Source organism: Endozoicomonas sp. 2B-B, assembly GCF_053470045.1.
In genome coordinates, this window is record NZ_JBLZMU010000001.1 from 6,258,427 (window position 1) to 6,281,950 (window position 23,524).

Genomic DNA, 23,524 nt, shown 5'->3' on the forward strand with positions numbered 1-23,524 from the left:
ATTAAAGTTCCATTTTAACGATCTCGAAAAACTGATCAGGACCAAACTATGATCAGGTATCCAATGCCTCACAAAGCGAATTCAAATTCACGCTGTTCAAAAACTCTTCGGCAATGGTATTCAGCTCATTGGTTTTGAGCACCAGAGCATCACTGGCGTTAAGTGCCTGACGTAAGTAGTCATCCTGAATAGATTTCTCAAGCTCTTCATTTCTGATTGCAGACATCATGGCATTCAGTTCTTCTGGTGAGGATGGGTCATGAGCGCCATACCTGTTGCTATTCCAGCATCCATCTATGTGGGCATCGCCCCAGCAATAGGTCAGGCAACCGCCTTTCAGGTGTGTCACTTCATACAGATAATGACTGAAGGCCTGCTTAAGCGCCTCCTCACATTTGTCTTTTAAATCATTTATGAGAGCTACTTCCCCTGAAGATAAGCTGAATTGACTGTTTTTTTCCAACAAATGTTTCAGGTCTGAGCGGTTCTCAGCGATTCGTTGTAACAGGGCTTCGACCTTTTTATCCATCGCTTCCAGGCCATAGCTCCAGTCAGGCCTCCCCACGATAATTACCGGACGGTGGTTCGCTTTGCCCGAGATTAATTTCGGAAATGCAGGATGGTGAACCAGCATTCGTTCTATATTCGCAATGCCCTCAGGTTGGTCCGTCCAGGCGTTGCGTATAGATGAACTGAGAATATTTTTTTCCAGAAATGGCGATAAACCATGATGACAATGAGTGACAAAAAAGGCCCCGGCTTTTGTTGTTTGGAACGAATGGTAAGCCCTTTGCCATAACTGGCTATCTTTCCCTCTGAAGAATAATTTCTTATACCACTTTTTCAGTAAATGGCTGGCTTTAACCTTCAGTTCATCGACACCTTGCAGACGTACCAATAGCTCATGGTGTTTATGGGCCTTTACGAGGCCCGTATAGGTCGGCGGTATATCCAGCCAACCCGATGCCAGGGCTTTCCGGGCAAAGTCAATAACCGAAGGAGTCAGTTCAATGTCATTCAGAATTTTCATTATTGGGTTTAGCCAGTCCTCAGGGCCTGCTATGTCCCAAATACTCATTTTTGAACGCAATAACTTGAGGGGTTCAGTGACCTGATCTTTATCACTGTTGGACAAGATGTGTTTGATTGTCTCCAACATCAGTTTATTTTCGTCAAAAACACTCCAAACCAATAGAACTTCGTCAAAGTTGTGTGCTTCTGTTTCCAGCGACACTAATAATATTGAGACACCCATGGAAAAGCCGGGTAAATCTTTTCTCCCCCAGAGATTCTTTACCATTTCGAAACTACCCGGAAGGGTTTCCGGCGATCCACAGCCTGCCTCAAGGGCCTGTTTCAGTTCTTCAGGACTCATACCAGAGGCTTTAGCCAGAGTTTGCTGTTGTGCTAAATCAGCACCTGTCAGGATCCCATTCAGCAGATTCCTGGTCTTCTTTAATTTAGTGCCGGAAACACTGACTCTTTTGGTGTCCTGGAAGTGAGGGCGGATTTCTGTTGCCTCGACAGGCGCTCCGCCCAAATCGACCGATTTCCAGGTTTGGCCACCGTCCGGCGAACACTCTGCAAAGGCGTGGGTATCATTGGATATTTGTCGGCATGGAATGCCAAAATAACGACATAAAGCAATAAAAACAGGCACACGATGACGACAGGCGCCTTGTCGGCGTGTTACCAGGAAGTGAAAGAAATTTTTATTGCGCTCTGGTACATCAACACCGGAAAAGTGTTCGCAATAGTCCTTGATTGCCTTAATGCGTTGCTCCGTGTCTGTAGCCTCTGCTATCTTCTGCAAAGGTTTCTTTATTTCGGATGCCTGTTTCTCAATGTTCTCAAACAGGTCGTTCAGTATTGTTTTCATACCTTCGCAACAGTGGGCGTCAAAACGTCTTGATTGTGCGGGCCGGATTTTTTCAGCCGATGTTTTTTTGCCCACTTCTCTGGGTTCTACAACATAAACAAATTTAATGCTCTGGCCGACTTTGGCTTCTGGAATAAATAGTGTGTGTATACCGGTATATCGGTCCCTGAGCAGCGTGAATGCCAGATTGGGTTCTACGCGCAGTGCCACGATATAGTCGTTAATTGTCAGGCTGGGCAATATAAATTGACCATTTTTTGATGACTCGTAAAAGGTGGCCAGTGTTTGGTCCCTGGCTAATGTCACTTTCCGGTCATGCTCTGGTAACCGGGCAGGTATGACGACTTCGACTCCCTGCATGTGTTTATCATTAATACTGATCCGTTTGATTTTGCCCTCAGGAGATACATAAATATCCTTTGCAAATGACCGATAAATCCCGGGAAAATGGCCCGGCTTATCAAAAATTATATAATCGTCAATTCGTGGCTTGCTCTCTTTCTCATAGTTCGTTCTTCGGTCCAATACCGGAGCCCCTTCCTCATGGACTTCCGGAATGTATTTTTCTGGAGCGCGATCACCGTAGATAGTCAACCCTTTATTAACAGGCTGTGGCTCGTGGTTCGTTCTCTGACCCAATGCCGTAGCCTTATCACCACCAATAGCGGATGCTTCGTTGATAAAATCGTCTGCCAGATGGTTCAACAGATCACTGATCTGATACCAGAACACAGACCACCATTGAACTTTATCGGCTTTCCACGCCCCTATCTGCTGATCAGCGGCCTGAAGATAAGGCTGGTTAGCTGACATTTTCAGCGTTTGTTGCTGTTCTTCCGTCAGGGGAAATACGCTGTTAACGTCTACGTTCGTCCGGCCAAAATGATTGCTAAACCAGCGTTGCTGCCAGTGTCGGTAGAGTGCCCCGGTAAGAATATCGTCCGACTCGTCCGGCTTCAGGGGAAGGCCTGATGACTGCCACTTTGCCTGAGCCACACTTTTGATGATTTCCGTTCTGACTTCCTTTTCATCCCGCTGAGTGTTAACAAGGATTTCATGTTTTTTTTCATCAACAATGTTGAGATGACTGTTTCGTATCAACCACGGACGATCAATGCCCGGTACCGTTTCATTGAACCAACGGCAAAGTCCGGAATCAAATTCACTTTTCCCCATGGCAAGAGCCGAAGACTCGGGCAGTTTCTCCAGCGATAGGTCGGTAGCCATCAAGTAAAGCCGGTAGTGCTGATTGAGGTATTGATTAACGGCTTTTTCGCTCAAATCGCCACCTCTGGTGATAGCCCTGGCAACATTCTGTAAATCAAGGCTGGTCGGTTGCAATGGCAGTTTTTTGCTTTGCAGGTGAGCCCTTAAACGACAATGTTTTTCTGTTAGCATCTTGGCGGCGAATGTCCCTTGTGAGGACTCTGGCAGCACTTTTTCGGCAATGGTCTGTAATTCGGTCGCATTGTACTGCCGGATGGGCAAATGTCGAAAACGCCCTTTCAGCGCCGGTGATAAGGGCTTTCGCCCGCTGTACTCAGGCGGGTTGATGGTGGCAAACAAGTGAAAACCCGGATGGGCGACACCGGCCAGAATATCGTTTAACTCACCTTCCAGATGCTGGCTGTCGATCAGGTTCATTTCTGAAATCACCACGATGCCGCCTTCAATTCTGGCCTTCTGGATCTTTTCACACACTTTGTCCCAGGAACAATCACAGGCATTCAGGTAATAGACTTCTGGCATCAATTCTTGACGTTTTTCGGCCTGCTGTCTGACACTTTCAATCACCAGGTTCAGAGTGGCATCTTTACCCCGCCCCGCCGGACCTTCAATCAGTGTTGCCTGACGGCCGCCGTGTTTTCTGTCGTGATGATGAGCCTGCTGACAGCGGCTTAAATCCTGCCCAAGCTGCTGCGCCAGTTCACGGACCGCCGATCCGGAGGTATCAAAGTCCGGTTGGATTTCTCGGGTGACTGTACTGAAGGTCTGCTGAAAATCTGACAGGGTTTTGTTACGAACTCTGTCGCTCAGGGTGTTCTCCGCCTGGTAACGGGCAGCAAACCAGATTTCCAGTGCCGACAGGGCATCCCGTTGCGTTTCGGTGATTTCCGGCCCCAGTACATCCCGAAAACTGTGTTGTATCAAACTGTTTATTTGCCCACAGGTCACACTGCCGCGAGCGGGCTGAGCACGATCCAGATACCAACCCACCCAACTGCAGATGTCCGTTAAATCCCTGGGGGTAAACTCATGGTCGGGCAAGAGTTCCTGATAATATTGCCAGAGCGCCATCACACTTTTGCTGGCACTGTGTGCAATGTCGTTTATTTGATGCTCCATCAGATGCTCTTGTAAATGCTTGACCAGAGCCGGTTCCACCACCCTGTCCCTAAGGAATGCCCGGTCCAGACGTGGGTAGTAAGCCCTGGGCAGCTTCTCTTTCAGGTCCGGATCGAGCTGGCGCCCGGCATAATGATCCGGGTTACCGGTGAGAATCACCCGGTGTTTTGGGCTGACCTTGACAGGATGACCATTCACATAGATGCGGGGTTGTGGTTCCCATAAGCCGTTCAATGATGCCAGTAATCCGGCTTGGGTCAGGTTGGCTTCATCCAGCACTAAAGTGATGTACTCTCCGTCTTTGTCGGATTTGGTATTGGCCCATTCCATCAATGCCCGGTTTTGCTGCATCATAGTGCGGTCGCCATCGGCATGCTGTTGCCACTGCCAGCGTTTCATCAGGGTCTGCTCGCTGTCAGAAGGTCCAAGAGACAACACCGAAGCCTGCCCTGAAGTCTTCGCCATTCTGGCAGAAAAGTAACTTTTCCCGGTGCCGGTTTCTCCCTGCAGGAAGATAACGGGAGAGTCCGTAAGCCGATCAAGAAGTCGGGACAATCGACGACTCTCACGATCCTTCTGACTTATCTCGCCGTGATAAAGATCCCGGGCCAGTGCTGACCAGGGCATATCAGTGGAACCTTGCCACGCCATTGATTCAAACAGTTGACGTTTTATACGTTCAATGCCTTCTGCTTCAGAATTGGCTGTCCTGACGATGTGGAAACAATCGGTGGCCAGAGCCTGAATGACATCGGATCGCGTCTGCCCTGGTAGCAAACGTAACTGCCAGCCAGAAACCAGCGCATCCTGCAAACGTTTAATTTGTCTTGATGGCCTGATGGTTAAGGGTGGATATCGTTTCGCTGCCTCCGGATCGACTTTTAACTGATACGCCATTGCCTGACGATGTTCTTCAGGCCCAAGGGCCACAATCAGGGCACAGAGCCTGTCCAGAAAATTTCTCCTATGCCAAAATGAAACTGGCTCTTTATAGGACAGCGATAATCCTTCAGATTTACTGTCCTTCAAGACTGTCAGATCAATGGTTCTGGCCAGTGGCCACAGGTTCTGCTCCAAATACGCTCTATCCAACTGCGGGGCACTGTTGATGATGGCCGTTAACTGATCCGGGTCTACCGAGGGAAGGTGATCCTTATCCGGTAAAAATTGCCAGCAAGCCACTTTCATAAAATCCCTCACGGGCGGATTCTGCCGGGTGACGTGGGTGATGACGCTATTAATGGCCCTGCGCCAGTGGCGGGGTAAAAGCGTTGAGGACTGATCAACCTGTTGTGCCCGCCGGGCAGCCATTATCAGGTTATTCAGTAACACTTCGTTCATTTCAGGCAGAGGGTTACAAAGGCCGACAGGTACGGTTTTAAACGCCTGGTAAAGTTTATTAAGCGCTTGTTCTGGCAGCTCAGCCCGGGGGATTTCATGCCTGTTGGCATTGATAGCCCAGAGATCGACCTCAGGACAGGGTTCACCCTTGGCAACCAGCGAGTGCAAGACCGGAGACGGACTTTTTACAGACTCAGGCCAGAGTAAAGTGACATGAGCCTGTGGGTAGCTTTGTAATTGACCGTTCACCAACAGAGGTTGCCCAATAACCAGGGGCTCCAGAAGCTGCTGAAGCCTTGGGTTATGCTCGAGTCCCCGGAATACAATCGGTTCGCCAGCGCTCAATGCCTCCTGCAATTTACTCGGCTCTCGCCCAAAATGCGCCTGTTGTTCCGAAGTGATATGGATATTATCAAAGAGCTGACTAAAGCCGGTCTGTTCGCTGACCTGAATGACCAAAGGGGCTTCCTGCTGATTATTCAGCCAATGACTTGTCTGGGCATGTTGCTGATAAGTAACGGTATTAAAAGTGGCTTGATCTGTGATTGGCTGTTCATTGTTTTCTGCCAATCCCAGTGCTTTTGGTTGCTGTCTTGAATCAGTCACCTGAAGCCGGGTCTCCAGGCCGGTCGTCTCGCGAATCGTCTGCAGTGAACCCAGCAAATGAAACCAGTGTGCCTCAGTGAGGGTGGACGTTACGGTGACTACACCACCTGCCCGAATTTGTTGCAACAGACTGGTATTAGGGATTGCATAGCCTTCCGGGGCAATAGCAATCGGGTTGAGCCATTCACTGATATTGCTCTCGTTAATAAGGATCGGGGGTCGTGGAGCGGAGTCTTTTTCGTCGCAAGAGTGCGACAGACTTTGGAACATTGAATTAAGCTCGTCTTTCCCCACCGGCATCTGATAAAACTGAACATCGTCGGGTAATGGACAGATCTTCCCGTTGCTCTCAAAACACTGTTGCGCCAGCATCTGTCGAATCGTCTGTTCAAAGGCCAGGTCTTCCCAATCCGCCCCTTTCAGAATCACCCGTTGTCCGGTCCTCAATGACTCAAGCCTGCCGGGCAGGTGCCGGATTCGCCCCTGTTTATCCACTCCGGGGCCGCCCAGCAGCAACTGTCGCCAGTTGTTGTGCAAATGGCAGTCAATTAAAACACTATTGTCGTCGTCCATAACACTTTCGGCAGAAGGGAGTTCAGTCAATACCGAAGGTACCTTGTCGATCTCTATCGATGGGTCATTGTCAGTCTGCGCGTTGAACTTCCAGGTATTTTCCGGCCGATTAATTCGTCGCCAGAAATCAGCACCGGGGGCGCCGACCCCCAGTGCATCATCACGCCTGCCATCCGATGCCAGCTGTGCCGGGTCTGCCAGAACCAATAGAGAAACATGCTGGCCCAGAGGGCGCTTCTCATGGCTGACTTTGTCGAACAGACAAGGGTTATCCGGGTCCAGCAGATCGTTAAATTTTGGCAGTTCTTCGCTGGTAAGCTTTCGAATATCAATTACCAGAGTCAATGGCTGTGAACCTTCAAACAGCTTGCCCGAACTCAGAGTGTGGCGACCCTCTTCAGAAATGCTCAACCGGCTCACCAGGTTAGCCTGTGAGAGGTCGTCGGGGTGGGAAATAACAGCAACATCCTGATGTTCATCACAGGTCCTGGCAATCAAAAGCTGTCGAACCTCGTCATCACTGTCGACAAAACGAAAATCGAAGGAATGAGTCGCCTTTTGGCGCGAGGAATCCGTTGCGGAGAGGGTTCTCACTTTGTCAGGCAAGGTCTCCGAAGAGGGCAATCTCTTTAGTCTGGACCTTACTTCAGAGCAGATTTCTACATCCTGCTTTTCCTTTGACGATACACCCGGCTCTGCCATCTTGGCTGCCACGCCATAATCAGGCAGGCCAGGATGAGGAACGTGTTTTTTTGTACCTCTGGCAATCTGACTATCCATAGTCAATCTTCCTCTCAACTGTCATTTGAAGGACTTTATTAAAACTGTCTGATGGTTAGACCTTAAGGTGTGATTAAAGTTCCATTTTAATTGTTACCCCTCTGTAGGGGTGTCCAACCTGCTGTTATACAGTCTTTGGGCCTGTGCGGCACTAAAGGGTCGTCATTCCCGCGAAGGCGGAAATCCAGCGCCAACGTTGGATCTCTGCCTTCTCGGGGATGGCAAGGCCAGGGGGGCACCGGGTAGTATGGTTCTGGTGGTGAGTCAGTGTGGATTCCCGCCTTCGCGGGAATGACGGGAGGGAAGCCGGGAATGACGGGAGGGAAGCCGGGAATGACGGGAGGGAAGCCGGGAATGACGGGAGTGGAGTTACCGATCTCGAAAAGCGCATCATGACCAAACGGTTATCAGGTATCCAATGCCTCACAAAGCGAATTCAAATTCACGCTGTTCAAAAACTCTTCGGCAATGGTATTCAGCTCATTGGTTTTGAGCACCAGAGCATCACTGGCGTTAAGTGCCTGACGTAAGTAGTCATCCTGAATAGATTTCTCAAGCTCTTCATTTCTGATTGCAGACATCATGGCATTCAGTTCTTCTGGTGAGGATGGGTCATGAGCGCCATACCTGTTGCTATCCCAGCATCCATCTATGTGGGCATCGCCCCAGCAATAGGTCAGGCAACCGCCTTTCAGGTGTGTTACTTCATACAGATAATGACTGAAGGCCTGCTTAAGCGCCTCCATACATTTGTCTTTTAAATCATTTATGAGAGCTACTTCCCCTGAAGATAAGCTGAATTGACTGTTTTTTTCCAACAAATGTTTCAGGTCTGAGCGGTTCTCAGCGATTCGTTGTAACAGGGCTGCGACCTTTTTATGCTTCACTTTCAAGCCAGATATCCAGTTAAGCCTCCCCATGATAATCACCGGACGGTGGTTCGCTTTGCCCGAGATTAATTTCGGAAATGCAGGATGGTGAACCAGCATTCGTTCTATATTCGCAATGCCCTCGGGTTGGTCCGTCCAGGCGTTGCGTAAAGATGAGGTGAGAATGTTTTTTTCCAGAGATGGCGATAAACCATGATGACAACGAGTGACAAAAAAGGCCCCTGATTTACTTGTTTGGAAGGAATGGTAAGCCCTTTGCCATGTCTGGCTATCTTTCTCTCTGAAGAATAATTTCTTATACCACTTTTTCAGTAAATGGCTGGCTTGAACCTTCAGTTCATCGACACCTTGCAGACGAACCAATAGCTTATGGTGTTCACCGGCCTCCAGGCATTTATAGGTTGGCAGTATATCCAGCCAACCCGATGCCAGGGCTTCCCAGGTAAAGTCAATAACCGCAGGGGTCAGATCAATGTCACTCAGAATATTCAGCATTAAGATAAACCAGTCCCCAGGTTTTAATGAGCCATGAATAATCATTTTTGAGTGCAATAACTTGAGTGGTTCAATGACCTGATTTCTATCACTGTTGGACAAGATGTGTTTGACTGTCTTCGACAACGGTTGATCATTGTTAAAGACAGTACGAATCAACTCCTTCTCGTTAAAGTCTAATGCTTTTGTTTCCAGCGACACTAATATTAAGACACCCATGGAAAAGCCGGTTAAATCTTTTGTCTGCCAGAGTTTCTTTACTATTTCGAAAATATCTGGAAGGGTTTCCGGCGATTCACAGCCTGCCTCAAGGGCCTTGTTCAGTTCTTCAGGACTTGTTCCGCAGGCTTCAGCCAGAGTTTGCTGTTGTGCTAAATCAGCACCTTTCAGACGCCCATTCAGCAGATCTCTGGTCTTCTTTAACTCGGTGCCGGAAACACTGACTCTTCTGGTGTCCTGGAACTCAGGGAGGATTTCTGTTACCTCGACAGGCGCTCCGCCCAAATCCACCGATTTCCAGGTTTGGCCACCGTCCGGCGAACACTCTGCAAAGGCGTGGGTATCATTGGATATTTGTCGGCATGGAATGCCAAAATAACGACATAAAGCAATAAAAACAGGCACACGATGACGACAGCTGCCTTGTCGGCGTGTTATCAGGAAGTGAAAGAAATTTTTATTGCGCTTTGGTACAGCAACACCGGAAAAGTCTTCGCAATAATCCTGGATTGCCCTAATGCGCTGCTCCGTGTCTTCAGCCTTTGCTATTTTCTGCAAAGGTTTCCTTACTTTGGATGCCTGTTTCTCAATCTTCTGAAACACGTCGTCCAGTACTGTTTTCATACCCTGGCAACAGTGGGCGTCAAAACGTCTTGATGGTGCTGGCCGGACTTTTTCAGCCGGTGTTTTTTTGCCCACTTCTCTGGGTTCTACGACATAAGCAAATTTAATGCTCTGGTCGGCTTTGGCTTCTGGAATAAATAGTGTGTGTATGCCGGTATATCGGTCCCTGAGCAGTGTGAATGCCAGATTAGGTTCTATGCGCAGTGCCACGATGTAGTCCTTAACTGTCAGGCTGGGCAATATAAATTGACCATTTTTTGATGACATGTAAAAGGTAGCCAGTGTTTGGTCGCTGGCTAATGTCACTTCCCGGCCATGCTCTGGTAACCGTGCAGGTATGATGACTTCGACTCCCTGCATGTGTTTATCATTAATACTGATCCTTTTGATTTTGCCCTCAGGTGATACATAAATATCCTCTGCCAATGACCGATAAATCCCGGGAAAATGGTCCGGGTCATCAAAAATTATATAATCGTCAAGTTGTCGCTCGCTCTCTTTCTCATTCTCATAGTCCGTTCTTCGGTCCAATACCGGGGCCTCTTTCTCATGGACTTCCGGAATGTATTTTTCTGGAGTGCTATCACCGTAGACAGTCAACGTTTTATTAACAGGTTGTGACTCGAGGTTCGCTCTCTGATCCAATGCCGGAGCTTGCATCTCGTGGACTTGTGGCGGAACTTTATCACTACTGGTGGTCAAGACTTCGTTAACAGGTTCTGGCGCAGGCTCCGTTCTCTGATCCAATGCCCGAGCCTGTTTCTCGTGGACTTCTGGCTTGTCTTGTTCAGGAGCCTTATCACCACCAATAGCGGATGCTTCGTTGATTAAATCGTCTGCCAGATGGTTCAGCAAATCACTGATCTGATACCAGAACACAGACCACCATTGAACTTTATCGGCTTTCCACGCCCCTATCTGCTGATCAGCGGCCTGAAGATAAGGCTGGTTAGCTGACATTTTCAGCGTTTGTTGCTGTTCTTCCGTCAGGGGAAATACGCTGTTAGCGTCTACGTTCGTCCGGCCAAAATGATTGCTAAACCAGCGTTGCTGCCAGTGTCGGTAGAGTGCCCCGGTAAGAATATCGTCCGACTCGTCCGGCTTCAGGGGAAGGCCTGATGACTGCCACTTTGCCTGAGCCACACCTTTTATGATTTCCGTTCTGACTTCCTTTTCATCACGCTGAGTGTTAACAAGGATTTCATGTTTTTTTTCATCAACACTGTTGAGATGACTGCTTCGTATCAACCACGGACGATCAATGCCCGATACCGTTTCATTGAACCAATGGCAAAGTCCGGAATCAAATTCACTTTTCTCCATGGCAAGAGCCGAAGACTCCGGCAATTCCTCCAGCGATAGGTTGGCAGCCATCAGGTAAAGCCGGTAGTGCTGATTGAGGCATTGATGAACGGCTTTTTCGCTAAAATCACCACCTCTGTTTATAGCCCTGGCAACATTCTGTAAATCAAGGCTGGTCGGTTGTAATGGCAGTTTTTTGCTTTGCAGGTGAGCCCTTAAACGACAATGTTTTTCTGTTAGCATCTCAGCGGCGAATGTTCCTTGTGAAGACTCTGGCAACACTTTCGCGGCAATGGTCTGTAATTCGGTCGCTTTGTACTGCCGGATGGGCAAATGTCGAAAACGCCCTTTCAGGGCCGGTGATAAGGGTTTTCGCCCGCTGTACTCAGGTGGGTTGATGGTGGCAAAGAGGTGAAAACCCGGATGGGCGTCTCCGGCCAGAATATCGTTTAACTCACCTTCCAGATGCTGGCTGTCGATCAGGTTCATTTCCGAAATCACCACGATGCCGCCTTCAATTTTGGCCTTCTGGATCTTTTCGCACAGTTTGTCCCAGGAACAATCACAGGCATTCAGGTAATAGACTTCCGGCATCAATTCTTGACGTTTTTCGGCCTGCTGTCTGACACTTTCAATCACCAGGTTCAGAGTGGCATCTTTACCCCGCCCGGACGGACCTTCTATCAGTGTTGCCTGACGGCCGCCGTGTTTTCTGTCGTGATGATAAGCCTGCTGACAGCGGCTTAAATCCTGCCCAAGCTGTTGCGCCAGTTCACAGACTGCTGATCCGGAGGTATCAAAGTCTGGTCGGATTTTTTCGCTGACTGTTCTGAAGGTCTGCTGAAAATCTGACAGGGTCTTGTTACGAACTCTGTCGCTCAGGATGTTCTCCGCCTGGTAACGGGCAGCAAACCAGATTTCCAGTGCCGACAGGGCATCCTGATGCGTTTCGGTGATTTCAGGGCCCAGTACATCCCGAAAACTGTGTTGTATCAAACTGTTTATTTGCCCACAGGTCACACTGCCAAGAGCGGGCTGAGCACGGTCGAGATACCAACCCACCCAACTACAGATATCCGTTAAATCCCTGGGGGTAAACTCATGGTCGGGCAAGAGTTCCTGATAATATTGCCAAAGCGCCATCACACTTTTGCTGGCAATACGTGCAATGTCGTTTATTTGATGCTTTGTCAGATGCTCTTGTAAGTGATTGACCAGAGCCTGTTCCACCACCCTGTCCCTGAGAAAAGCCTGATCCAGGCGTGGGTAGTAAGCTCTGGACAATTTCTCTTTCAGGGTCGGGTCGAGTTGGCGCCCGGCATAATGATTCGGATTACCGGTGAGAATCACCCGGTGTTTTTCGCTGACCTTGACAGGATGACCATTCACATAGATGCAGGGTTGTGGTTCCCATAAGCCGTTCAATGATGCCAGTAATCCGGCTTGGGTCAGGTTGGCTTCATCCAGCACTAAAGTGATGTACTCTCCGTCTTTGTCGGATTTGGTATTGGCCCATTCCATCAATGCCAGGTTTTGCTGCACCATAGAGCGGTCGCCATCAGCGTATTGTTGCCACTGCCAGCGTTTCATCAGGGTCTGTTCGCTGTCGGAAGGTCCAAGGGAAATGACTGAAGCCTGTCCCGAAGCCTTGGCCATTTTGGCAGAAAAGTAACTTTTCCCGGTGCCGGTTTCCCCTTGCAGGAAGATAACGGGAGAGTCGGTAAGCCGGTCATGAAGTCGGGATAATCGACGACTTTCACGATCTTTCTGACTTATCTCGCTGTGATAAAGATCCCGGGCCAGTGCTGACAGGGGATTGTCTGTGGAGCCTGCCCATATAAGTGATTCAGCCAATCGGTGTTCAATGCGTTCAATGCCTTCTGCCTCAGAATTCGCTGTTATGGCTTTATTAAGACAATCGGTAGCCAGAGCCTGAATGGCATCGGATCGCGTCTGCCCTGGTGGCAAACGTAACTGCCAGCCAGAAGCCAGTGCATCCTGCAAACGTTTAATTTGTCTTGATGGCCTGATGGTTAACGGTGGATAGCGTTTCGCTGCCTCCGGATCGACTTTCAACTGATACGCCATGGCCTGACGAAGTTCATCAGGCAAAGGGGCCACAATCAGGGCACAGAGCTTGTCCAGAAAATTTTCCTTATGCCAAACGGAAACTGGTTCTTCATAGGACAACAGTAATCCTTTAGATTTACCGTTCTTGAATGCTGTCAGATCAATGGCTCTGGCCAATGGCCACAGGTTCTGCTCCAAAAACGCTCTATTCAACTGCGGGGCACTGTCGATGATGGCCGTTAACTGATCCGGGTCTACCGAGATTGGCTGATCCTTATCCGGCGTCCTATCCGGTAACAAGCTCCGGCAAGCCACTTTCATAAAATCCCTCACGGGTGGATTCTGCCGGGTGCCATGGGTGATGACGCTATTAATGGCCCTGCGCCAGTGGCGGGGTAAAAGCGTTGAGGACTGATCAACCTGTTGTGCCCGCCGGGCAGCCATTATCAGGTTATTCAATAAGCCTTCGTTCAATTCAGGCAGAGGGTTACAAAGGCCGACAGGTACGGTTTTAAACGCCTGGTAAAGTTTATTAAGCGCTTGTTCTGGCAGCTCAGCCCGGGGGATTTCATGCCTGTTGGCATTGATAGCCCAGAGATCGACCTCGGGACAGGGTTCACCCTTGGCAACCAGCGAGTGCAAGACCGGAGACGGACTTTTTACAGACTCAGGCCAGAGTAAAGTGACACAAGCCTGTGGGTAGGCTTGTAATTGACCGTTCACCAACAAAGGTTGCCCAATAACCAGGGGCTCCAGAAGCTGCTGAAGCCTTGGGTTATGCTCGAGTCCCCGGAATACAATCGGTTCGCCAGCGCTCAATGCCTCCTGCAACTTACTCGGCTGTCGTCCAAAATGCGCCTGTTGTTCCGAAGTGATATGGATATTATCAAAGAGCTGACTGAAGCCGGTCCGTTCGCTGACCTGAATGACCAAAGGGGCTTCCTGCTGATTATTTAGCCAATGACTTGTCTGGGTATGTTGCTGATAAGTAACGGTATTAAAAGTGGCTTGATCTGTGATTGGCTGTTCATTGTTTTCTGTCAATCCCAGTGCTTTTGGTTGCTGTCTTGAATCAGTCACCTGAAGCCGGGGCTCCAGGCCGGTCGTCTCGCGAATCGTCTGCAGTGAACCCAGCAAATGAAACCAGTGTGCCTCAGTGAGGGTGGACGTTACGGTGACAGCACCACCTGCCCGAATTTGTTCCAACAGACTGGTATTAGGGATTGCATAGCCTTCCGGGGCAATGGCAATCGGGCTCAGCCACTCCCTGATATTACTCTGGTTAATGATGATCGGGTTTGCTGATGCCTGGGCTTTATCAAGTTCCTGGTCACCTTCTTCATTATCAGAGTGAGACAGACTTTGGAACAGTGTATGAAGCTCTTCATTGCCTAACGGCATCTTATAAAACTGAACATCGTCGGGTAATGGACAGATCTTCCCGTTGCTCTCAAAACACTGTTGCGCCAGCATCTGTCGAACCGTCTGTTCAAAGGCCAGATCCTGCCAATTGGCGCCTTTCAGAATCACCCGTTGTCCGGCCTTTAACGACTCAAGCTTGCCGGGGATGTGTCGGATTCGCCCTTGTTGATCCACTCCGGGGCCACCCAGCAATAACTGCCGCCAGCTGCTGTCCAAGTGGCAGTTAATAAGAAGGGTATTTTCGTCATCCATAGCACTTTCGGCAGAGGGGAGTTCAGCCAATAACTGAACCTCGTCGATATCCATCAATGAGGCATTGCCGGTCGTTTCGTTGAACTGCCAGGTATTGCCCGGTCGATTAATTCGCCGCCAGAAATCAGCACCGGGTGCCTCGGCCCCCGATGCCTTGTCACGTCGGCCAACTGATGCCAACTGTGCAGGGTCTGCCAACACCAATAGCGAAACATGCTCGCCCAAAGGACGTTTTTTGTTGCTGACTTTGTCGTACAGGCAGGGGTTATCCGGGTCCAGTAAATCGTTAAACTTTGGCAGTTCTTCACCGGTGAGTTTTCGAATATCTATCACCAGTGTCAATGGCTGTGAACTTTCAAAGAGCTTGCCTGAACGCAGAGTGTGGCGACCCTCTTCGGAAATACTCAACCGGCTAACCAGGTTAGCCTGTGAGAGGTCGTCGGGGTGGGAAATAACAGTAACATCCTGATGTTTATCGCAGGTCCTGGCAATCAGAAGTTGTCGAACCTCATCATCACTGGCGACAAAACGAAAATCGAAGGCATGAGGAGCCTTTTGGAGCAACGAATCCGTTGCGGATACGGTTCTCGTTTTGTCCGCCTGGCTACTCGAAGTTGGCGATATATTGAGTCTGGCAGTTACACCGGTGACCTCTGCAATCTCTGGTTTTAAATCCAGCTTTGCTCTTTTGGGTGGTATGCCGCCATCAGGTTTTTCAGTCTTAAAAACAGGGTTGTTTGTTTTTCCATTGATCTGACCATCCATAGCCAATCTCCTCTACTGCTTTCCTTTGCAGGAGTGTTATGAAACTGTATTACTATTTGACCTTAAAATAGGATTAAAGTTCCATTTTAACAGTTGCCTGTAACATTGAAGGAAGTCAACGTCCTCTAAAAACTCATCGTGACCAGACTAAGTACCTAACCAGTTGGTTTCGCATATTCTGGACGGCGCTTTTTCCATCCTTCTGCGTTCCAACTCTGGTTGCGTAGCTATGGCTACGCGCCCGTCGTTGCGCCTTGAAGGATGAAAAAATCCACTCGCCAGAATATGCGAAACCAACTGGCCAGGAACTTATGATCAGATATCCAATGAGTCAGCCATCGAATTCAGGTTTACGCTGCTCAAAAACTCTTCGGCAATGGTTGTCAGCTTATCGGACTTCAGCACCAGAGCATCACTGGCGTTGTGTGCCTCCCTTATGCGAGCGTCCTGAAAAGATTTCAGAAACCCGGGAGAGCTATCAATTGTGATCATCATGGCATACAGCTCTTCTGGTGAGGATGGATCATGAGTGCCATATTCCTTAAGCATGAAACCTTTGTTGGAAGTGTCGGCCCAACAATAGGTTAAGCAACCGCCTTTCGAGTGCGTTATTCCATACAGGTAATGACTGAAGGCCTGGAGAATTGCCCGTTCGCATTTGTCTTTTAGATAAGGCAAAAGATCTTGAGCCTGAGAGGTTACTGGTTTGTCGCAGTTTTTATCATAATTGTGAATATCCAATTCTTTCAGAGCATTGCCAAATGGTGTTTGCGCTGACTTATTTTGATGTATTTTTTCCAATATCTGCTTCAAGTTTGGGCTGTTCTCAACGATTAGTTGAAACAGAGCTTCGACCTTTTCATTAATCATCGTGTTTTGCCAGGAAGGCTGCCCCATGATAATCACCGGCCGGTGGCTCGCCTTGCCCGAGATTAAATTCGGAAACGCGGGATGGTGCACCAGCATTCGTTCTATATTCGGAACGCCTTCAGGATTGTCCGTCCAGGCGGCGTTTAACGATGAGCTGGCGATGTCACCCTCAAGGGTTGACGAAAGCCCACCATGACAGTGAGTGACCAACATGGCATCACTTTCTCTATTCTGGAAATTGTGAAAAACCAAACGCCAGGTCTGGCTATTTTTTTCTCTGGACAACAATTCCCTGTACCACTTTTTCAGGCAATTAGCGGCTTCAATCTTCAGTTCATCGACGCGTTCCAGATTTATCAATAGCTGATGGTGATCAACAGCCTTTATAAACTGCTCAATGTATTCCGGCTGTGGGTCCAGCCAACCTGATTTCATTGCTTCAAGAGCAAAGTGAATAACCGAAGGCCTGGCCAAGTCACTGCATTTCAGTATCTGCTCCATGACACTCAACCAAATCAGAGGACTTGTTTCCCACCGAACAATCATTTTTGAGTACAATAACTTGAGTAGTTCGGTGACCTGATCTTTATCACTGTTGGACAATAGTTGTCTGACTGTCCATGATATCGGATATAAATTACCTCCGACCAAACGCTTCTCGTAACGGCCCCATTCTTTTGTCTCCAGTGACTCCAGCAATGAGACCCCCATGGAAAAACTGGTTAGACCTTTTTCATCCCAAAGTCTCTCGACTATTCCAGCAAAAAATAGATTGTTTTCAGGCAATGCACTGTATCTCTCAAGGGCTTTGTTCAGTTCTTCCAGACTCATGCGACAGGCTTTAGCCAGAGTTTGCTGTTGTGCCGAATCAGCCTCTTTAAGGAAATCTTTCAGGAGTTCCTTAATTTTCCCGGACCTGGTGCTGGAATCAGCGCCCTTCATGAAGGGCTGGAAATACGGTCTGACTTTTTTTAACTGTGCAGGTGCCCCGCTCAAACTCACTGATTTCCAGGTTTGGCCCTTATCCCCGGAATACTCGGCATAGCTGTGGATATGACTATTCATTTGCCGACATGGAATCCCAAAATAACGGCAAAAAGCAACAAAAACAGCCACACGATGACGACAGCTCCCTTGCCGCTGTGTTACCAGAAAATGAAAAAAATTGCCCTTGCTTATTGGTTTGGCATCACCGGAAAACTGTCGGCAATACTCCTTGATTGCCATAATTCGTTGTTTCGTGGTTTTAGCGGTTTTTATTGCCCGCAAAGACTCATGTACTTCGGAGGGTTGTTGGTCCAACAGTTTGTCCAGTACTGTTTTTATACCTTCTGAACAGCGGGTGTCCAAATGTGTTGATCCATCTGGTCGGGTTCGTTTAGCAGCTGTTTTATTGCCCGACTCTCTGTGTTCTACGACATAAGTCGTTCTAATGTTCTGTTTGGCTGTGACCCCATGAACAGTCAGTGTGTGAAGCCCGGTATATTGGTCCCTGATCAGCGTGAATGGCCAATCGGGCTCTATACGCAGGGCCACGATATAGTCGTCAGCTGTCAGACTGGGCAATATAACTTGACCATTCTTCGATGACCATTCAAGGGTTCCCAGCGATTGATTGCTGGCTAATGTCAATTGCTGGTCACGCCCTGGTAACCGTTCAGGTGTAAGGGTTTCGAAACCCTCAATGTGTCTATCACTAATGTCGATCAGTTCGATATCACCCTTAGCTGACACATCAATATCCTCTGCCCGGCAGCGATACATATGAGACTTTCTCTGCTCAAAGACTCTGTAGTCGGCACGTACTGGTTTCTCCAGGCTTTCATAGTTCGTTTCCCTGCCCAATAATCGAGACCCTTTTGTGTCGACTTTGAGAATGTGTTTTTCAGGAGCCTTATCATTACCAATAGTCAATGTTTCTTTACCAGGTCGCGGCTCATGGTTCGTTCTCTGATCCAATGCCGGAGCCTGTTTCTCCTGGACGTGTGGCAGGTATTTTTCAGAATCCTCTGCCCAAGGGTTCAGCTGACCACTTATCCGATACCAAAACGCAGGGCACCATTGAGCAGCATTGGAATTCCATTCGCGTATCAGCTGGTCAGCCTCCTGAAAATAAGATTGGTTAGCTGGCATGTTCAGTGTTTGTTTCTCTTCTTTCGTCAGGGGAAATACGCTGTTAGCGTCCACACCTGTCTGGCCAAACTCATGATTAAACCAGCGTTGCTGCCAGTGTCGGTACAGTGCCCGGGTGATCATACCGTTCGACTGATCCGGCTTCAGTGAAAGACCTGATGCCCGCCACCTGGCCTGAGCTGTCATCTTGATGATTTCTGGTTTGGTTTCCTCTTTAGTCAGACGAGCCGCATAACGAATTTCATGGTGTTTTTCATCAATAGTGTTGCGATCACTGCGTCGTATCGACCACGGACGATCAATGCCCGATACCCTTTGGTTGAACCATTCGCAAAGTTCGGAATCAAACTCACTTTTACCTATGGCAGTAACTGATGACTCTGGCAGTTGCTCCAGCGATATGTTGGCGGCCATCAGAAAAAGGCGGTAGTGCTGATTGAGGCATTGATGAACGGCTTTTTCGGTCAAATCCCCCCCTCTGTTAACAGCCCTGGCGACATTCTGTAAATCAAGGCCGGTCGGTTGTAATGGCAGTTTTTTGCTTTGCAGTTGAGCCCTTAAAAGACAATGTTTTTCTGTTAGCATCTTGGCGACGAATGTCCCTTCTGAGGACTCTGGCAATACTTTCCCGGCAATGGTCTGCAATTCTGCAGGGTTGTACTGCCGGATGGGCAAATGTCGGAAACGCCCTTTCAGCGCCGGTGATAAGGGTTTGCGCCCGCTGTATTCAGGCGGGTTGATGGTGGCAAACAGGTGGAAACCCGGATGGGCTTCACCGGCCAGAATATCGTTTAACTCACCTTCCAGATGCTGGCTGTCGATCAGATTCATTTCCGAAATCACCACAATGCCGCCTGCCACTTTTGCCTTCTGGATCGTTTCACACACTTTGTCCCAGGAACAATCACAGGCATTCAGGTAAAAGACTTCCGGCATGGATTCTCCCCGTCGCTCAGTCTCCTGTCTGACACTTTCAATCACCAGGCTCAGCGTGGCATCTTTACCCCGTCCTGCCGGGCCTTCAATCAGTGTTGCCTGACGGCCGCCGTGTTTTATCTTGCGATGATAAGCCTGCTGACAGCGGCTTAAATCCTGTCCAAGCCATTGCGCCAGTTCACGGACTGCCGATCCGGAGGTATCAAAATCTGGTCGGATTTCTCTGGTGACTGTACTGAAGGTCTGCTGCATATTTGACAGGGTCTTGATACGAAGACTGTCGCTCAGGGTGTTCTCCGGTTGGTAACGGGCAGCAAACCAGATTTCCAGTGCTGACCGGGCATCCCGATGTGTTTCGGTGATTTCAGGGCCCAGTACATCCCGAAAACTGAGTTGTATCAAACTGTTTATTTGCCCACAGGTAACACTGCCGCAAGCGGGCTGAGCACGATCCAGATACCAACCTACCCAACTGCAGATATCCGTTAAATCTCTGGGGGTAAACTCATGGTCGGGCAAGAGTTCCTGATAATATTGCCAGAGCGCCATCACACTTTTGCTGGCACTGCGTGTAATGTCGTTTATTTGATGCTCCGTCAGATGCTCTTGTAAATGCTTGACCAGAGCCGGTTCCACCACCCTGCCCATGAGAAAAGCCTGGTCCAGACGTGGGTAGTAAGCTCTGGGTAGTTTCTCTTTCAGGGCCGGGTCGAGCTGGCGCCCGGCATAATGATCCGGGTTACCGGTGAGAATCACCCGGTGTTTTGGGCTGACCTTGACAGGATGACCATTCACGTAAATACAGGGTTGCGGTTCCCATAAGCCGTTCAATGATGCCAGTAATCCGGCTTGGGCCAGGTTGGCTTCATCCAGCACTAAAGTGATGTACTCTCCGTCTTTGTCGGATTCGGTCTTGGCCCATTCCATCAATGCCCGGTTTTGCTCCGCCATAGAGCGGTCGCCGTCAGGGTGTTGTTGCCACTGCCAGCGTTTCATCAGGGTCCGTTCACTGTCAGAAGGTCCAAGGGAGATCACCGAAGCCTGCCCTGAAGCCTTCGCCATTTTGGCAGAAAAGTAGCTTTTTCCGGTGCCGGTTTCCCCCTGCAGGAAGATAACGGGAGAGTCTGTAAGCCGGTCATGGAGTCGCGATAATCGACGACTTTCGCGATCCTTCTGACTCATCTCGCCGTGATAAAGATCATGGGCCAGTGCTGACATGGGGTTATCAACGGAACCTTTCCATTCCAGTGAGTCAGACAGTCGATTTTCTATATGTTCAATGCCTGTCGCGTCGGAATTTGCTGTTGCGGCAATATAAAAACAATCGGTAGCCAGATCGTGAATGGCGTCGGATCGGGTCTGCCCGGGCGGCAATAGTAAATGCCAGCCAGAAGCCAGTGCGTCTTGCAAACGTTTAATCTGTCTGGTTGGCCTGATGGCTAACGATTGACAGAGCTCTGCTTCCTCCGGATCGATTTCCAACTGATACGCCATTGCATCTCGTTGTGCTTCAGGCGCATGGGCCAGGATCATGGCAGAGAGCCTGTTCAGATCTTTGTCTTTATCATCCAGTTGCGATGGACGTTCATAAGACAGTTGAAATCCTTCAAATTTGGTGTCCTCAAATATCACCGGGTCAAAGGCTCTGGCCAGTTGCCAAAAGTTCTGCTTCACAAACTTTCTATCCAACGCCAGAGCACTGTTGATGGTGGCATTTAAGCGGTCCGGGTCGATTGAAGCGGTTTGATCCTCATCAGGCAATAACTGCCAACAAGCCACTTTCATAAAATCACGCACGGGCGGATGCTGCCGAGTGCCATGGGTGATGACGCTATTGATGGCCTTGCGCCAGTGGCAGGGCAGGAGCTGCGGGGACTGATCAACCTGCTGTGCCCGACGGGCAGCCAGCATCAGGTTATTCAACAAACCCGTGGTTATTTCAGGCAGAGGATTACAAAGGTGAGCAGGTACGGTTTTAAACGCCTGGTAAAGTTTATTAAGCGCTTGTTCTGGCAGTTCAGCCCGGGGGATTTCATGCCTGTTGGCATTGACAGCCCAGAGATCGACCTCAGGACAGGGTTTACCCTTGGCGACCAGCGAATGCAAGACCGGAGAAGGACTTTTCGCAGACTCAGGCCAGAGTAAGGTGACACAAGCCTGTGGGTAGGCTTGTAATTGACCGTTCACCAACAAAGGTTGCCCAATAACCAGGGGCTCCAGAAGCTGCTGAAGCCTTGGGTTATGCTCGAGTCCACGGAATACAACCGGTTTGCCAGTGCTCAATGCCTCCTGCAATTTACTTGGCTGTCGTCCAAAATGCGCCTGTTGTTCCGAGGTGATATGGATATTATCAAAGAGCTGGCTGAAGCCGGTCTGTTCGCTGACCTGAATGACCAAAGGGGCTTCCTGCTGATTATTTAGCCAATGACTTGTCTGGGTATGTTGCTGATAAGTAACGGTATTAAAAGTGGCTTGATCTGTGATTGGCTGTTCATTGTTTTCTGTCAATCCCAGTGCTTTTGGTTGCTGTCTTGAATCAGTCACCTGAAGTCGGGGCTCCAGGCCGGTCGTCTCGCGAATCGTCTGCAGTGAACCCAGCAAATGAAACCAGTGTGCCTCAGTGAGGGTGGACGTTACGGTGACAGCACCACCTGCCCGAATTTGTTCCAACAGACTGGTATTAGGGATTGCATAGCCTTCCGGGGCAATGGCAATCGGGCTCAGCCACTCCCTGATATTACTCTGGTTAATGATGATCGGGTTTGCTGATGCATGGGCTTTATCAAGTTCCTGGTCACCTTCTTCATTATCAGAGTGAGACAGACTTTGGAACAGTGTATGAAGCTCTTCATTGCCTAACGGCATCTTATAAAACTGAACATCGTCGGGTAATGGACAGATCTTCCCGTTGCTCTCAAAACACTGTTGCGCCAGCATCTGTCGAACCGTCTGTTCAAAGGCCAGATCCTGCCAATTGGCGCCTTTCAGAATCACCCGTTGTCCGGCCTTTAACGACTCAAGCTTGCCGGGGATGTGTCGGATTCGCCCTTGTTGATCCACTCCGGGGCCACCCAGCAATAACTGCCGCCAGCTGCTGTCCAAGTGGCAGTTAATAAGAAGGGTATTTTCGTCATCCATAGCACTTTCGGCAGAGGGGAGTTCAGCCAATAACTGAACCTCGTCGATATCCATCAATGAGGCATTGCCGGTCGTTTCGTTGAACTGCCAGGTATTGCCCGGTCGATTAATTCGCCGCCAGAAATCAGCACCGGGTGCCTCGGCCCCCGACGCCTTGTCACGTCGGCCAACTGATGCCAACTGTGCAGGGTCTGCCAACACCAATAGCGAAACATGCTCGCCCAAAGGACGTTTTTTGTTGCTGACTTTGTCGTACAGGCAGGGGTTATCCGGGTCCAGTAAATCGTTAAACTTTGGCAGTTCTTCACCGGTGAGTTTTCGAATATCTATCACCAGTGTCAATGGCTGTGAACTTTCAAAGAGCTTGCCTGAACGCAGAGTGTGGCGACCCTCTTCGGAAATACTCAACCGGCTAACCAGGTTAGCCTGTGAGAGGTCGTCGGGGTGGGAAATAACAGTAACATCCTGATGTTTATCGCAGGTCTTGGCAATCAGAAGTTGTCGAACCTCGTCATCACTGGCGACAAAACGAAAATCGAAGGCATGAGTAGACTTTTGGAGCGACGAATCCATTGCAGATACGATTCTCGTTTTGTCAGGCAGGCCTCTCGAAGTTGGCGATATATTGAGTCTGGCAGTTACACCAGTGACCTCTGCAATCTCTGGTTTTAAATCCAGCTTTGCTCTTTTGGGTGGTATGCCGCCATCAGGCCTTTCAGCCTTAAAAACAGGGTTGTTTGTTTTTCCATTGATCTGACCATCCATAGTCAATCCCCTCTACTGCTTTCCTTTGCAGGAGTGTTATGAAACTCTATTACTATTTGACCTTAAAATAGGATTAAAGTTCCATTTGGACAGTTGCCTGTAACATTGAAGGAAGTCA

At 49.2% G+C, this 23,524-nt stretch carries 3 protein-coding genes; all 3 read right to left on the reverse strand.

Translation table 11 applies throughout. The features are described from left to right. Nucleotides 1-52 precede the first annotated feature (52 nt). Nucleotides 53-7,525 (reverse strand): AAA family ATPase, encoded by a 7,473-nt coding sequence (locus tag ACOMHB_RS22650; protein WP_448218316.1) that lies wholly within the window; start codon nt 7,523-7,525, stop codon nt 53-55. Nucleotides 7,526-7,932: 407 nt separating this feature from the next. Further along, on the reverse strand, nt 7,933-15,564 hold the full coding sequence (locus ACOMHB_RS22655) for an AAA family ATPase (protein WP_448218317.1): 7,632 nt from the start codon (nt 15,562-15,564) through the stop codon (nt 7,933-7,935). Between the two features lie 315 nt (nt 15,565-15,879). Beyond that, complete coding sequence (locus ACOMHB_RS22660) at nt 15,880-23,406, reverse strand: AAA family ATPase (protein WP_448218318.1); 7,527 nt, start codon at nt 23,404-23,406, stop codon at nt 15,880-15,882. Nucleotides 23,407-23,524: the final 118 nt, after the last annotated feature.